We start from the raw sequence: 15,308 nt of genomic DNA, 5'->3' as shown, positions 1-15,308 counted from the left end.
CCAAACCAACCCCGGAAAGGAAGCAGTTGCGGTGAAATCACTCATCAATATTCATCTGCTCAACGGCTGGTTTCCTTCTACCCTCTTCGCATTGACGGCGCTAAGCGCCCTGTTGGTCGTCATCCTGCCTCCAGCGCACCATGGAACGTCACGACGACGGCTGCCGGCACGGCTGTGTGAACTCATTGCCGGCTTGGCAGGATTCTGTGTCAGCGGACTGGTCGTCTGGCTGTTGTCCGATGTCTTTCTTGTTTTTGGCGTGAGCCTTGGATGGATGGTGATGCTCATCATCGACATCGGTATCGGCGCGGCCACATTCGCCGTATGTGCGGCTGTGGGCTCCCGTGGATTGAGACGCGCGACTGCCTGCGTGATGGCGGTGCTGTCCCTCATCAGTTGCGCTGTGCGCGTAGACATGGTGTACGGCGAGTACACCACGCTCGGTTCGCTGTTCGGCGTGGCCGCGTTCAAGGAGGTGTCGTCCTCCCATATCAGTGGCAAGGCGTCGATGAGCGTCAAGGAATGGCAGCGGCTCGCCAAGCGAGGCACGTTGCCGTCGATGCCTGAGGCGGGCGAAATCAGGACCGTCGATATTCCGGCGACCGCCTCGCATTTCAAGGCGCGCAACGCGGACGTCTACCTGCCGCCAGCCGCGCTGAGCCGCAAACCGCCGGCACTGCCTGTGATGGTGATGCTCGCCGGTCAGCCGGGAAGCCCCGACCGCTTCTTCAATGCAAGCGGCATCGCGACGACGCTCAACGACTACGCGGCGAAGCATCATGGACTGGCGCCGATCGTCGTCTCCCCCGATCAGAACGGCGCCGCAACACAGAACTCCCTGTGTGCGGACACTCCAGTCTACGGCAAGGCCGAAACCTACCTGACCGTGGATGTGACCAAGTGGATCCGCAGGACCTTGCCGGTTTCGACATCCCCGAACGACTGGCTGATCGGTGGGTTCTCGCAGGGCGGAACGTGCAGCACCCAGCTCGGGCCGGCGCATCCAGAACTCTACGGGCATATCTACGCAGCGGACGGCGAGCTCGCCCCGACCTACCACGACCGCGAGGCCACCATCACGCGGTATTTCAACGGTGACGCGAAGCTGTACCAGAGGCATGTGCCGACCGAAATCATCAAACGCAATGCCCCGTCGATGCAAACCCTATTCAGCATCGCCGGCGAATGGGACACGAAATCGCAGCGCAATGCGGCGATTATCGCCAAAGCGGCGAAACGCGCCGGCATGACCGTCCATCTGGCTACGGCGAAAGGGTCGGGGCATGACTGGCATACGGTGAATACCGGGCTTGCCGCGGTCATCGACCGGTTCTGCGCACAAAGCGGCATCGGTACAGACCGACGCGAGCTGAGCACCTACCCGAATCTTCAGATGCTCACGGTGGATGGCTGAGCGCGGCGGCGGACGCCGCGAACAAACCCACGAACCATCGGCAGCTGATACCAATCAGCATGGAACAACCCAATCGGAAATAATCCAAGAACTAACAACCCAAGAACTAACAACCCAAGACAAGCGACCACTATGACCCAAGCACAGCAACACACACCACAAACCAAGCCGGCACCGCATCAAACCGGCTGGAACGCACTCAACATCGACGCCCGCGACTGGTGGGCGAGCCATTGGGCTGGACCGGTCGCGGCCATCGCGCTCGTCGTGCTCAATATTTCGGTATGGGTCTGGCAGTTCGCTCACCATGCCATCCGCCGTCCGCAAGACATGACCATGCTGCGCATGTTCGGCAACCATCTGCACCAGGGGCAACACGATACCACCGGGCAATTCCTCAACCTGTTGTCGTCCATGGTGCTTGTGCGGGGACCGTTCGCACTCGTGCTCTATACGTTCGCGGTTCTGCTGATCGTCTCGGCGGCGCAAGCAGCGCTCGGTGTCGCCCGAACGCTGGCCACATCGCTGCTGGGGGCAATCGCCGGATCGGCGTTGGGACTCGGATTATGCGTCATCATCACGAACCTGTGGGATGCCGAATCATGGTATGCCGTGCAACGTCTGCCGTTCTCGCTGTCCCCGCTGACCCTGTTCATTGGCGCTCTCATGGCTGCCAGCGCGTTCGAATCACTGCTGTGGAAGCGACGCATCCGCCTGATCGGCTACGCCTTCGTGCTTGCAGGACTGCTGTTCAGCGGCAATCCGGGCGATTACTGTACGCTTGCCGCCGCACTGGTCGGGCAGGCCGCAGGAGCGCTTATGGCCCGCCGTCGGGGCCACGCCCAGCCTTCGGCACGCGAGCAATGGTGGCATGGCACTGATTATGAGGTACGCCGGCTGATCGCCGCCATCCAGCTGATTTTCGCGTTCGGTCCGATCCTCGCCCTCGTGTCCAGCTCGCATGACGGTCCGCTGTCCACCTTCGGATTCTTCCTGTCCGGGCTCGTCGGCGACGAGGATCTTGCCGGCGTATGCGCCGACAATATGCGTGCGAGCAGCTGCGTGGCGATGGCGAAGCATTACCATTTCGCAATGACCGGCATATGGACTCGTACCATCCTGTTGGTGGTCGCCTTGTCCATCCTCGCGTGGGGCCTGTATCGCGGCCGCCGGCTCGCCGCGCACGTGAGCATCGTGCTCAACGGTCTGACCGTAGCCCTCTCGCTCATCTATTGCGTGGTGTTCCCGCTGCTCGACAGCACCATGATGCCGATTGACGCCGAGCTGTGGATCGCCCTGCTGCAACTGTTGGTCGCCACCGCGCTGCCGTCGCTGGTGTTGCTCGTGGCGATTGTCGTGAATATGGATCATTTCTCGGTGTTGACCGCGCGTTCACGCATCCGTCGGGGTGTGGGAACCATCGGCATGACGCTTGTGGTCACCGCTGGCGGATTCCTGACCTTTGGCATGCTCGACCGCGATGCGTACACTCCGCATGCCACTTTCGGCATGCTGCTGCGTGACCTGCCGCACCGGTATCTGCCGATGGGCTTGATTGGGGCGAGCCGGTTGCACATGCATTCGACCACGATGATATCGATGGTGATCAATCAGCTGCCCGGACTGGTGTTCTGGATTGTGGTGCTCGTGGTGTTCCTGCTATGGTTCCGCGACTCCGTGGCGTTGAACGCTGCAGACCGCGAGCGCGCCAGCACACTGGTGGAACGCGGCGGCGAATCGATGAGTTTCATGACCACATGGGAGGACAATCATTATTGGTTCTCCCCGAGCGGCCGTTCGGCGATCGCCTACCGTGTAAGCCATGGTGTGGCGCTGACCGTGACCGGCCCGTTCGGCGACCCTGGTGAATTCGATACATCGCTGCGCGAGTTCATGCGCTTCTGCGAGCGTAACTCGTGGTCCCCGGCCTTCTACGCGGTGCATGACAACGCTCGCGAAACCTTGGAATCGTTGGGCTGCTCGTCCATCCAGGTGGGTACGGAGATGCTGGTCATCCCCAGCACCTGGCAGACACGCGGCAAGAAGTGGCAGGATATACGCACGGCCATCAACAAGGCGCGTCGCAGCGGCTTGACTGACGTACTCACCACGTTCAACGAGGCGCCGTGGGAGGTGCGCGAGCAGATTATCGGCATTTCCGAGCAGTGGGCTGAACTCAAGTCGCTGCCGGAAATGAAGTTCACGCTCGGCGGTATCGAGGAGCTGCGCGATCCGCGGGTCATGCTGCTGTATGCGATCGACGCCGACGGCGTGGTGCAGGGCGCGACCAGCTGGCTGCCGACCTACCGCGACGGCAAAGTCATCGGTTGGACGCTTGATTTCATGCGGCACCGCACGGACAGCCCGAACGGGATTATGGAGTTTCTCATCGCCCGTATGGCCGAGCGCTTGCATGAGCAGTGCGTCGAGGAGCCTGATCAGGCGCCGCAGTTCATGAGCCTGTCGGCCGCTCCGCTTGCCGGTATCGGCGACAATACTGCCGATCCTGAGGATATCGCGGTAATCGAGCATGTGCTGCAGATTGTGGCCGATACGCTTGAACCTGCGTACGGGTTCAAGTCCTTGTATTTCTTCAAGCGCAAGTTCCAGCCGACGCCTTCGCCGATCTACGTGTGCTATCCGGATGCGGCCGCGCTGCCGCGCATCGGGCTTGCCGTACTATCCGCGTATTTGCCGGGACTCAAGCCCTCGCAGATCCCGGATATGCTCAAGTCGCTGCGTCCCGCGCCGAAAGCCAAGGGACATGGGCACCAGTGAGATTTGGAATTTCCGCTTCTGCCGACGCTGAGGTCCCCGTCAGCGTCGGCAGAAGATATCGTTCTGTTTCTGCCGACACTGAATGGCTTGTCAGCATCGGTAGAATCTTCTGCCGATGTTGGGGCGCTTGTGAGCGTCGTCACAACCTTCTGCCGACACTCAGTGGCTTGTCAGCGTCGGTAGAAGGTTTGAGATCTGCTTCCACCGAAGCCGGAAGAGCGGTCGACGGACTAACGCCGGCGGTATCTGGCTGTCGTGCGATTGATTAATCACACTCAATGGAGATTCGCGAGGTTTGGCTGTCCCCGCACGACGCTATCTGCATGATGTGCGACTGCCCAATCGCATGCCGCACAGATACGAGGGGATTGGATAGTCCCAGTCACCGCCATCCCGCCGCCGTGCGACTCACCAATCACACCACGGCGAGATACCGCCGACTCCCCCGCAATCGGCACGGCTATCCCGTCGGCATGCGACAGCCCAATCGCACCCACAGCAAGATGGACAACATTGATTTGGCATCACATGATACGAGTGTTGATGCATCCGATTTGCAACGTGCAAGTACGACATCTGTCGAAAGCATTACCGATTTGAATCGGTTCAGATTCCGGATTCCTTGACATGCCGGAAGTTGACATCGACTCTCCAGAGACACGCCGTTCCATGAAATTCCTCTACAAGTACATTTGCATTTACTTTGTGTTCACATGACACTCACATACCGATTTCTCAGGTTTCCCTCAGCGTGTTATCCTGTGAATGTAGCTACACCGATGCACATACAGTCACAGGGGTTCAGTGACTGTCATGGTGATTCCCGCTTCCGCGGCATCATCCCCTCGAACAACAACAATCTAATGTTTTCGGAGGTATTCATCATGAAAGCAACAATTATCAAGACAATCTCAACATCAGCCACTCTTGCTATTGCTTCGACAAGACCGATGCCGCAGACCACGCAACTTGCTTTGGCTGATACGGATTCCGACAATTACGCATCATGAAGTGCAGCGCTCAAGCTGCTCGAGCGCTGCACTTCAACGTATGATACAAGGAGACATGATGAGAAGGGTTGTACGTAGCGTTGTGGCAGTAGCCGCAGTATTGGCAATGATGAGCTGCGCCGGGTGCGGATCGAAGAAAGAATCCCAGGACGCCGATGTCCCTGAGAATGTCTCCGAAGCGACAGTGAGTGTCGTGATCCCCCACCCCGAGCCCTACACCGCATCAGACATTCTTTCCGTGCAATGCATGCGCGAACGGGGGTTCAACATGCCCACAAATCTGTCGTATACCAGCAGTGCAGCAACGACATCCTATGCCGACGTCGGCGGAGTGTTCACCTCACTCGACCAGGCGACAGCGACCGGGTACCCGCAGGTAACAGTCAAAACCAACAGTACGAACACTATCAACGGATACCAGGCCTCGCTCTCGAAATCAGAGCAGGAGCGATTCGAACAGGAATACAACGGTTCAATAGACGACACCGATGCCCAGAAGGAAATCAGCACCGCATGCTCCGTCCAGGCTTTGCGGTGGGTCTACGGATCGTGGAAAAACTACGCAAACCTCGCCGATATCGGCAATGAGTGGAGTTCCAAACGCAGCGAGTCAACACTGCAACAGAAGGAAGTCCAAGACGCTATCGACACATACACCCAGTGCATGGCCAAAGCGGGATACAAGGTCGACGGGCTACGCGCCTATAAAATCGCTGGAAAAGAATTCGGAAGATACCGGTCTATTGGCAGCAAACCCAATGCGAAGGAACAAGCGCTTGCGACACAGGACTTCCGATGCCAGGATGAAGCCGGAATCATCCCTGCAGTACGCAAGGCCATGAATCATGTCTCCGGCCGCTGGATGGTGGAAAACGAAGCGCGCATCCTTGAGCTCAACGATGTCCTGCAGGAAACGATGGAACGCGCCAACAGCGTCATCAACGGCGACAAAGACTATGCGACCGTGAAAGCGGAAACCAATGGCACATTCCGCGTGACCGGCAAATAGCCGACCAACAATACCGGAAACACCACAAGCAATCAGACAATCCGAACGGCACCACAGCCCAGACCACGCGAGCGCGACCATCATGACCACATCGAGTGACATACCACAAGACCAGATCGCAACCACCACTCACAAGCGCAAGAACAAAGCACTACCGGGATTTGCCACGATACTCCTGGCGGTGCTGCTCGTCGCGGCGCTGATTGCCGGAACGTCAGTACTCACGCTCGGCGTGTACACCATGCGTCAACAGCAGCAGACATCGCCGGAAATCGTCGCAACGACAACGATTTCCGGCGCGCCCGTAACCAATACGGTATCCGCTACACTCACCGCGGTCGCATCTCACACGCAGACGGTGACGGCGCAAGGAACCGTCACTCGCGACGGAGTCAAAGCCGATGGACAGGACCTGCCAGAAGGCACCGTGCTCGCCGTAATCGACGAGCACCCAATCGTCGCACTGCAAGGCAATGTCCCGGCATGGCGGAGCATCGCCCCAGGTTCTTCCGGCGCCGATGTCTCGCAATTGCAGGATGCGCTGCGCAGGCTGGGATACTCCATCTGGGATACGGCGGGAACATACGGGCAAAGCACCGCAGCCGCTTGGTATCATTTTCTTTCCGCCCATGGGTACCAGCCGACGGACGCCGAAGGCAACACCGTAGCGGGCGACGCCATCGCCAATACCGGTGTACCGAAGAACACCGTGGTCTTTGCACCGCTGTTTCCGCTTCGCGCGGCGAACCAATGCGGGAGCGCCGGGCAAACCGCCACCGGCACCATCTGCACAATCACTTCAAGCGAACGAACGTGGCAGCTTTCCATCGCCGCAGGCATACTGGAATCACCAAAAGACCCGATCGGCAAGCATGCCTTCAATCAGGATTCCTCGATTACGGGAACCGTCGGCGAGCAGATTGGCGATACCGCCAACATGAATGCCACTTCGACCACCGGTGACGGAACCGCAAGCGATGACGCGAATCAAAGCGGCGACACCAGTCAACAAAGCCCCACGCAAGACGATGCAGGCGACCAGGCATCGCAGACGCTGACGTACGGCTTCACCCTCGATGACGGCAAGAGCATTCCCGTAACAGCGACCAGCGCCGATATAACGGTCACCATCGCCACCAGCGCCAAGGATACGCTCAGCGTCGATGCCGTCGCCATCCGGGGAAGCGGCAAGAAGCTGTGGTTGGAAGCGAAAAACGGCACACACATCTCCATCACCACAGATTACTGCTACGCGGGCAGATGCTCGTTCACATCGAACGCGTCGAAAGCCAAAGCCGGGACGGTCGTAACGCTGCCGAAGCAGGATGGCGCAGCATGAACGCAGACAACGGCATCATGAATATCGGCGCAGACACCGGTGCAGGAGACAATATTGGCAGCGACACGAGCACGCCCCGGCAAGCCGCACCACTCATCGCCATGACCGGCATCAACCAATGGTTCCCACCCAACACCCAGGCGTTGGACAATGTCACGTTGAGCATCAGCGCAGGCCAATCCGTGGCGATCACCGGGCCGTCAGGCTCGGGAAAGTCGACATTGCTCGCCATCATGGGACTTCTCGCGACCCCGGAATCGGGATCCTACCTTTTCGACGGCGTTGAAACGACCACGGCAAGCAAGCGGCAGCTGGCCGCATTGCGGCGAAACAGCATCGGCTACGTCTTCCAGTCCTTCCACCTGATCGAATACCTGACGGTTCGGGAGAATATCCTCAATGCGTTGGCAATCAAGTCGGTTCGCGGCAGACAGGCCGCAAGCCGGGCACGGGAATTGCTTGACCAGGTCGGGCTCGGCCATAGGATCGACGATTACCCCACCACGCTGTCGGGCGGCGAATGTCAGCGCGCCGCCATCGCCAGGGCAATCGCTGTGCATCCCAAGCTGTTGCTGTGCGACGAGCCGACCGGCAATCTTGATTCGAAGAACTCAGCGGGGATCGTCACACTGCTGACACAACTGCTGACACCGCAATCAGCGCTTGTCATCGTCACCCATGATCCGCATATCGCGCAACAATGCCACCGGCAGATCACCATCATCGACGGACATGCCAAGGAAGGCGGATATTACGACAATGACGGCAGGAACGACAACGTTGTCGCCGACGCCGATATCAACCCCGATACCGATGACATTGCCAGCTTCGATTCCGACTTCCACGCCCGAGACAAGGAGAAGCCATGACACCGACAAACGTCATCACCCGTGCGCTCCTCGCCCTGGGCAGGCGTCGCGAACGCTCCATTGCCACCATTCTGGCGATTGTCGTCTGTTCTGCCACCCTCGTCGCATTGCTCGGCATTTCGGAAAGCTCCGCAGCGCAAACCGCGCGACGCTTCGAAAAGCTCCAAGGATCCAGCATCACCGCAACCATCAACAGCGCCAATGCTTGGGAATACAGCGAACAGGACATGCTCCACCGGCTCAAGCCAGCAACGGCGATCACCAGCGCGGGCACACTCATCAACGATGCCGCAAGCCAGCTGACCGTAAAATCACCGCAATGGCATACCACTGTCACCACTTCGGCCGTGATAGGCACGCCGCAAGGTGTGGAAGCAATCGGCGGGAAAAGTATCGCCGGACGTTTGCCTACGGATATCGACGCCGATGTCTTCACCGCCGCGCTCGGCAAAAGGGTCGCCAAAGAGCTGGGTATCAGCATGGAACAACGCACACCGACCATCACCATCAACGGCGTATCCGTAGGCGTGACTGGCATCGTCGCCGACAAGTCGAACGGGGCGAGCCTGTCCGCATCCATATTCCTGTCGCCACGCACGGCAAAACAGCTGGGACTACGCCCACAGAACCGGACCATCATCTGCAACGCCGCTTCCGCGGATATCACCGCGGTCGCTGCAGTGCTCCCCCGGATGCTCAACCCGTCCAATCCGCAAAGCGTAACGGTCAAAGCCCCCGGCAACCCTGCCACTTTGCGGGCTAGCTTACTAGCCGACGCGCACAACACCAGCACCATCATCGCCGCGGTACTGGCGGTGGTTACCGCGTTCGGCATCGTCAACACCATGCAAATGGCAATCACCGAAAGACGACGGGAAATCGGCATCAATCTGGCGCTCGGTATGCCGGCGTGGAAAGAATCGATGCAGTTCCTGTGTGAGGCAATCATCCTTGGCGGAATCGGCGCGTCCGGCGGCATGCTGATCGGAGCGGTGATTGCAGCAGTGACAGCCGCCGCGCGGTCGTGGGTGTTTCTGCTGCCTTCAACCGTTCTGCTTGTCGCCCCGCTCGGCATAGTGACCGGGGCGATCGCCGGGATCATTCCCGCGTGGAGGGCAGCGAGAATCGACCCGGCGATGCTGCTGCGGTCGTCGTGAACGGGTGCGAAGGGCGTGGCCTCGTGAACGAAGCCGGGAAATCGCCTGTTTTGGGTGTCTGATGCCGGCTCAGGCCTTCCCGGCTGTTGCGAACGATGCGACCAGCGCGGTCATCCAATCGGTCAGCGTGCTGTATTGCTTGGGCATCTGCTCGGTGAGCTTGACTTGGTGTACTCCGTCGTGCTGTGCAGATGCAATCAGCTGCTTGGTTGTGGCGTTGGATTCCTGGGTATTGACCACCAGCAACGCCACCGAACCTGTCTGGAGTAGCTTGCTGAATGCAGTGACATCTCCGGAGGCGGGTTCGCTTTCATTGGCGACCGCCTGCGCGTATCCGGCCGGGGTGGCATCCACCAAACCCAAATCTTGAGCCAGATAAGCCGCCACGGACTCGGTGGCTGCGTACTTCTTGCCGTTGAGCCGGCGCTTGGCTTTGGCGATGGCGGATTCCAACGTGTTCTCCTTGTTTTGCCACGCGTCAAGCCGCTTGCTGTACTCCTTGGCGTGGGCGGCGTCACGCTGCTCGTAGGCCGCGGCGATCGCTTTGGCCGTCGCGGTGCGAACGGCTGCGGAGAACCATACGTGCGGGTTGTCGCCGTCGTGTTTGCCGCCGCTTTCGGCCGCGTTCACGACCTGCGCTTTCGTGGATGCTGCGGCTTTTGTTGCCCAGCTGTCGTATCCTGCGCCGTTGACGATGATGACGTCGGCCTTGGAGAAGGCTGCGATGTCGGCGCTGGTCGGCTCGTAATCGTGTGCTTCGACCGCGGTGCTGTTGATGATGTTGGTCACGTTGACGCGGGAACCGCCGATCTGACTGGCGACTGAACCCCACTGGTTGATGCTGGCGACCACGTGAAGCGAACCTGACGTATTGGACGCGGTCGTGTTCGCTGACCCACACGCCCCCATCGCGACAATCAATCCCGCCGCTGCGATACATACCGTCGCCTGTGCAATACGTCGATACTTCCTGATTCCCGTCATATCTGCTCCTGATGCTCTCTTGGTGATGCGATGCGACGGATTGCCGCATCATCTGACGACACCAGATTATCGTTAATGATAATTATTATCAATTACAGCGTGTCGAGACCCTGTCTGCCTACGCTGACAACCCCCGCAGCGTACGCACAACCTTCCACCGACACTGACACGGCGGTGAGCGTCGGCAGAAACAGAACCCCAACCCTCTACCGACACTGACCGACACCTCAACGTCGGCAGAAACAGACCGCCGACACTGACAACATGCTCAGCGTCGGCGGAAATGGAGGACGGGGCCTACCGGCGTTCGGCGGCGGAGTCGCTGACCGACTGTGTGGCACGCTTATGCTGGCAATCAGAGCACAGGCCGAAAATCTCCAAAGTATGCGAATTGATTTTGAAGCCATGGGAACGGGCGATCTGGCGCATCCACTCCATATCCGGCGGCTCGATTTCGATGGTTTTCCCACAACCGCTGCAAATCAAATGATGATGATGCGAATCATCGTCGCAGATACGGAACATCTGCTGCCCATCCAGTCGCACAGTGTCCACCGCACCGGATTCGGCAAGCGAATTGAGCTGCCGATACACCGTGGCAAGCCCGACGGACGCCCCGGAATCAGTGAGCCTGCGATGCAGTTCCTGCGCCGAGACAAAACCCTCGCACCCTCGCAACTGCTGCAATAACGCGTCCTTCTGCCGCGTATGCCGCGCAACACCATGCTCACTCATATTCACGCCCTCTCATAACCGGACATCACAACCATCACGAACGAACTGCACCGCGATAGTACAACCAACCCGCACCCGGGGCAAGCCCGGTACGCCGACGGCCGGCATATCGTCTCCAGTATGCCGGCCATCGAACAGTGCTTGATACACAATCACGCGCAATCAGCGTACATCAGCCCGATTCAGCGCAAATCGTCCCAGCATCCCGTCGCTTCGAGCGCCTCGACAGCTGCCCGGGTGTCATCGCACAGCACGGTGATATGCCCCATCTTGCGGTTCTCACGCACTTCGGCCTTGCCGTAATCATGCAAATGCCATTCAGGATGTTCGGGGATGAGCGCGCGTGTCGGCGCGACATGCTGGCCGAGCACATTGACCATGACAGCCGGGCTGAGCAGTCGCGGCTTGGGCAGCGGCCAGCCGGCAATCCCGCGGATATGCTCGTTGAACTGGCTCTCCGAGCACGCCTCGATGGTGTAATGCCCGGAATTATGCGGGCGCGGCGCCAACTCATTGACGATCACATGGTCGTCCCTCGTGACGAACAACTCAATCGCGAGAATGCCGGAGAGTTCAAAGCCCTTGGCCAGCCTGACAGCCAACTCATGTGCCTCGCGCTCCACTTCCGGCGAGACGGCCGCCGGGGCGATCGTCATATGCAGGATGTTGTTGCGATGCTCGTTGCGCACCATCGGGAACGTCACGTAGTCTTGCCCGTTGCCGGCCACCAGAATCGAGGCTTCGAACGCGAAATCGACGAAACCTTCCAAGATCGACGGCGGGAACATGCCCTCACGCTGCGCACGCTCTCGCACCGCAGCGAAATCGTCCGGCCCGTGCAGCACGGTCTGACCGTGGCCGTCATAGCCGCCGGTACGGGTTTTGAGCACCGACGGATAACCGATCTCATCAAGGGCCGAGCCGAGCTGCTCGATGCTGTCGACCTGCCGCCACGGGGCCGTCGCCGTACCATGCTCGTTGATGAAGGTCTTCTCATGGACGCGGTCCTGGGTCACGCGCAACAGATCAGTACCCTGCGGGATGGCCACCAGGTCGCGCACATCATCCAGCGCATCCGCATCAACGTTCTCGAACTCGTAGGTGAGCACATCACTGCGTTCGGCCAGCTCACGAATCGCGGCGACATCGTCATATGCGGCGGTCACCTGGAAATCGGCCACCTGGGCGGTCGGACAGTTCGGCGTCGGATCGAGCACGCCGATACGGAAACCCATCTGGCGTGCGGACAGGGCCATCATGCGGCCCAGCTGACCGCCACCGACGATGCCGATTGTCGAACCCGGTTCCAGATACTTGATACGGCCGTTGGTTTCCTCAGACAAGCTCGGCATTGGACTGTGCCACCTTCTCCTTGAGGCTTTCGCGATATGCCTTGAGTTCGTCGGCCAGACGCCCATCGGTGATGCTCAGGATGCTCACCGCAAGCAGGCCGGCGTTCGTAGCACCGGAATTGCCGACCGCCGTGGTGGCGACCGGGATGCCACCGGGCATCTGCACGATGGACAGCAGGGAATCCCAGCCAGACAGTGCATGCGAGCGCACCGGCACGCCGATGACCGGCAACGTGGTCTGCGCGGCGACCATACCAGGCAGATGGGCTGCCCCGCCGGCGCCGGCGATGATAACCTTGATACCCTTGTCACGCGCGGAATGCGCGAAATCAGCCATGAGCTCAGGCGTACGGTGGGCGGAAATCACCTGCTTCATGTACGGCACCTTGAACTGGTCAAGCATTTCACAGGCGTGCTTCATGGTCTCCCAATCGCTCGCCGAACCCATAATCACAGCAACTTGCGGCGTTTCTTCAGCCATTCCTACCTCCAGATCGGACAGAGTGGACGCATGGAACCACTCTACGCAACGGCTTCGAAAAACAGCTGTGCACAACCTGAATATACGGCAGAGATATGCGGCACGGATGCGCAGTACGGATATGCCGCGAAATCATCGTGCACGCGATTTACGAAGAAACTGGGGGTATTTTCCCCGCACTCAATCATCACGCCACGCGTAGTCTACAATCTCACATTTGGGACAAACGGAAGGAGCAAGCGTATGGTTGGCGGTTTTCTGGAGCATATTTCGAGCCCCGCCGACGTGAAAGCGCTTGATTCCAAGGATCTGCCGGCCCTGTGCCAGGAAATCCGCACGACGCTGGTGCGGTACGGCAAACTGCACGGTGGGCATATCGGCTCGAACCTCGGCATGGTGGAGGCGACTGTGGCCTTGCACCGCGTGTTCGATTCGCCGCTCGACAAAATCGTCTTCGACGTCTCCCACCAAAGCTACGTGCACAAGATGCTCACCGGGCGTGCGCCGGCCTATATGGACGAACGGCTGTTCGGCACGGTGACCGGGTTCACGAACCCCGAGGAAAGCAAGCATGACATGTTCGTGCTCGGTCACACCGGAACTTCGATTTCGCTGGCGTGCGGGCTCGCGAAAACCCGCGATCTCATGGGCGGGCTTGACGGCACAAGCGGCACGCGCAATGTGATTGCCGTCATCGGCGACGGGTCGCTGAGCAGCGCCATCGCGTTCGAAGGGCTCAACAACGCGGCCGAGCAGGGCACGAATATGATCATCGTCGTCAACGACAACGAGATGTCCATCGCCGAGGATTTCGGCGGCATGTACGGGCAGCTCGCCCGGCTGCGCGCATCCGGCGGCACCTCGCAGCCCAATATTTTCAACGCTTTCGGCCTTGATTACCGGTATGTCGAGGACGGCAACGATGTGGCCGCGCTCGTGGAGGCGTTCAGCCAGGTCAAGGATATCGACCACCCGATCGTCATCCACATCCATACCGCCAAAGGGCTGGGGCTTGACGCCGAGGATGCTGCCGCCGGCGTAAAGGAAGGCCGCTGTGAGGCCAACCACTGGCAGGACCCGCTCGCAGCCCAAGGCAATCCTCTCGGTGCACGCAAGCACTACGGGCAGCTGGCGATGGCACGGCTGGAACAGCGGTTCGCCAGCGAGCCGGGGCTCGTGGTCATCTCCCCTGCCACCCCGGGGTCGAACGGCATCACACGTGAGTTCCGCGAGCGGGCGGGCAGCCATTACGTGGATACCGGCATCACCGAGGAGCATGCGGTCGCGTTCGCCTCGGGTATCGCGAAAGCCGGCGGCACACCGGTGCTCGCAACCAGCGCGACCTTCTTCCAGCGCACCTTCGACCAGTTGCAACAGGAATTGTCGCTCAACGGGACACCGGTGACGCTTCTGGTGTTCGGCGCAGGCATTTCCGGCGCCGACAACACGCATTCCGGAGCCTTCGACATCCCGATGTTCGCGAATATCCCCGACCTGACATATCTGACGCCGACAAGCGGGGACGCATTCCTGTCGATGCTTGACTGGTCGACCACATCGCGCGAGCATGGGGCGGTCGCAATCCGCGTGCCAGGCGAGCCGATTCTTGCCGCCGAACGGGACGCTGAGGGCGACGGCGTTGCGTATCCGCGATATCGCGGTGCCGTAACGGCAGCGAATGCGGGCAGCAAGGATGCCAACGCCGACACGCCGTTCGCCCGGTACCGGGTGACCCGACAGGGCGCGGATGTCGCGATCCTCGGTTTGGGCAACATGTATCCGCTCGCCGAACGTATCGCAGCGGATTTGGCAGAATCTCGCGATGGCGGAGTGGCGACAATCGACGCGACCGTCATCGACCCGCAGCAGTGCACCAGCCTTGACACCGCGTGCCTTGAGGCGTTGCGCAAGCGTCATTCGCTGGTCGTCACGCTCGAGGATGCACAGCTGTCCGGCGGTTGGGGCGAGCAAGTGACCGCGTATTACGCGAACCAGGATGCCCTGAACTCTGCGGATGGTAACAAGTGTATGCGCGTGCTGAACTTCGGGGCCGCCAAGGAATTCACCGACCGCGTGCCCGCGCAGGACCTATACAAGCGGTACAGCCTGACCGCACCGCAGGTTGAACAGGCCATCCGCTCCGCGTTGCGGCAGCATCTTTGCGAGTAGCGTCTTTTCGG

At 59.9% G+C, this 15,308-nt stretch carries 11 protein-coding genes; 7 read left to right on the top strand and 4 right to left on the bottom strand.

The window, feature by feature from the left end; all coding sequences use genetic code 11:
* Positions 1 to 31 precede the first annotated feature (31 nt).
* From ACTQYB_RS03550 to ACTQYB_RS03525, 6 genes are all read left to right on the top strand, one after another.
* A complete protein-coding gene (locus tag ACTQYB_RS03550; protein WP_441481898.1) occupies positions 32 to 1,414 on the top strand; it encodes an alpha/beta hydrolase in 1,383 nt (460 codons plus the stop codon).
* Between the two features lie 132 nt (positions 1,415 to 1,546).
* Positions 1,547 to 4,192 (top strand): bifunctional lysylphosphatidylglycerol flippase/synthetase MprF, encoded by a 2,646-nt coding sequence (locus ACTQYB_RS03545; RefSeq protein ID WP_441481897.1) that lies wholly within the window; start codon positions 1,547 to 1,549, stop codon positions 4,190 to 4,192.
* Between the two features lie 1,065 nt (positions 4,193 to 5,257).
* Positions 5,258 to 6,211, top strand: coding sequence for a hypothetical protein (locus ACTQYB_RS03540; protein ID WP_152570363.1), 954 nt, complete (start codon positions 5,258 to 5,260; stop codon positions 6,209 to 6,211).
* A gap of 82 nt (positions 6,212 to 6,293) precedes the next feature.
* Positions 6,294 to 7,550, top strand: coding sequence for a peptidoglycan-binding domain-containing protein (locus ACTQYB_RS03535; RefSeq protein WP_033491928.1), 1,257 nt, complete (start codon positions 6,294 to 6,296; stop codon positions 7,548 to 7,550).
* A complete protein-coding gene (locus tag ACTQYB_RS03530; RefSeq protein ID WP_052364587.1) occupies positions 7,547 to 8,419 on the top strand; it encodes an ABC transporter ATP-binding protein in 873 nt (290 codons plus the stop codon). The genes ACTQYB_RS03535 and ACTQYB_RS03530 overlap by 4 nt, the downstream gene beginning before the upstream one ends.
* The gene (locus tag ACTQYB_RS03525; protein ID WP_441481896.1) at positions 8,416 to 9,576 is read left to right on the top strand and encodes an ABC transporter permease; all 1,161 of its coding nucleotides are present in this window, start codon (positions 8,416 to 8,418) and stop codon (positions 9,574 to 9,576) included. Before ACTQYB_RS03530 ends, ACTQYB_RS03525 begins: the two co-directional genes overlap by 4 nt.
* 69 nt (positions 9,577 to 9,645) lie before the next feature.
* Here the strand turns inward: ACTQYB_RS03525 and ACTQYB_RS03520 are convergent, their stop codons facing one another.
* From ACTQYB_RS03520 to purE, 4 genes are all read right to left on the bottom strand, one after another.
* Entirely contained in the window at positions 9,646 to 10,560 is a 915-nt protein-coding gene (locus ACTQYB_RS03520) for a metal ABC transporter solute-binding protein, Zn/Mn family (RefSeq protein WP_441481895.1), read from the bottom strand.
* A 297-nt stretch (positions 10,561 to 10,857) separates the two neighbouring features.
* Positions 10,858 to 11,295: a Fur family transcriptional regulator gene (locus ACTQYB_RS03515; protein ID WP_441395141.1), complete on the bottom strand. Its 438-nt coding sequence runs from the start codon at positions 11,293 to 11,295 to the stop codon at positions 10,858 to 10,860.
* Between the two features lie 182 nt (positions 11,296 to 11,477).
* Complete coding sequence (purK, locus tag ACTQYB_RS03510; protein WP_441481894.1) at positions 11,478 to 12,647, bottom strand: 5-(carboxyamino)imidazole ribonucleotide synthase; 1,170 nt, start codon at positions 12,645 to 12,647, stop codon at positions 11,478 to 11,480.
* Positions 12,631 to 13,128, bottom strand: a complete 498-nt coding sequence (purE, locus tag ACTQYB_RS03505; protein ID WP_026502227.1) for a 5-(carboxyamino)imidazole ribonucleotide mutase — start codon at positions 13,126 to 13,128, stop codon at positions 12,631 to 12,633. Before purE ends, purK begins: the two co-directional genes overlap by 17 nt.
* Before the next feature lie 243 nt (positions 13,129 to 13,371).
* On the opposite strand from purE, the gene ACTQYB_RS03500 reads away from it, so the two are divergent.
* Entirely contained in the window at positions 13,372 to 15,297 is a 1,926-nt protein-coding gene (locus ACTQYB_RS03500) for a 1-deoxy-D-xylulose-5-phosphate synthase (RefSeq protein ID WP_441481893.1), read from the top strand.
* The last annotated feature ends 11 nt before the right edge of the window (positions 15,298 to 15,308 follow it).

The sequence above is a fragment of the Bifidobacterium sp. LCP19S3_E9 genome, assembly GCF_052121135.1.
Classification (GTDB): Bacteria; Actinomycetota; Actinomycetes; order Actinomycetales; family Bifidobacteriaceae; genus Bifidobacterium; species Bifidobacterium thermacidophilum.
This window is presented reverse-complemented; position numbering and strand designations above follow the sequence as displayed.

What these genes read in the sequence shown, in the direction of transcription:
- ACTQYB_RS03500 (WP_441481893.1), top strand. Translation starts at nt 13,372, where the DNA reads ATGGTTGGCGGTTTTCTGGAGCATATTTCGAGCCCCGCCGACGTGAAA.
- ACTQYB_RS03515 (WP_441395141.1), bottom strand. Translation starts at nt 11,295, where the DNA reads ATGAGTGAGCATGGTGTTGCGCGGCATACGCGGCAGAAGGACGCGTTA.
- ACTQYB_RS03530 (WP_052364587.1), top strand. Translation starts at nt 7,547, where the DNA reads ATGAACGCAGACAACGGCATCATGAATATCGGCGCAGACACCGGTGCA.
- ACTQYB_RS03525 (WP_441481896.1), top strand. Translation starts at nt 8,416, where the DNA reads ATGACACCGACAAACGTCATCACCCGTGCGCTCCTCGCCCTGGGCAGG.
- ACTQYB_RS03535 (WP_033491928.1), top strand. Translation starts at nt 6,294, where the DNA reads ATGACCACATCGAGTGACATACCACAAGACCAGATCGCAACCACCACT.
- purE (WP_026502227.1), bottom strand. Translation starts at nt 13,128, where the DNA reads ATGGCTGAAGAAACGCCGCAAGTTGCTGTGATTATGGGTTCGGCGAGC.
- ACTQYB_RS03545 (WP_441481897.1), top strand. Translation starts at nt 1,547, where the DNA reads ATGACCCAAGCACAGCAACACACACCACAAACCAAGCCGGCACCGCAT.
- ACTQYB_RS03540 (WP_152570363.1), top strand. Translation starts at nt 5,258, where the DNA reads ATGATGAGAAGGGTTGTACGTAGCGTTGTGGCAGTAGCCGCAGTATTG.
- ACTQYB_RS03520 (WP_441481895.1), bottom strand. Translation starts at nt 10,560, where the DNA reads ATGACGGGAATCAGGAAGTATCGACGTATTGCACAGGCGACGGTATGT.
- purK (WP_441481894.1), bottom strand. Translation starts at nt 12,647, where the DNA reads ATGCCGAGCTTGTCTGAGGAAACCAACGGCCGTATCAAGTATCTGGAA.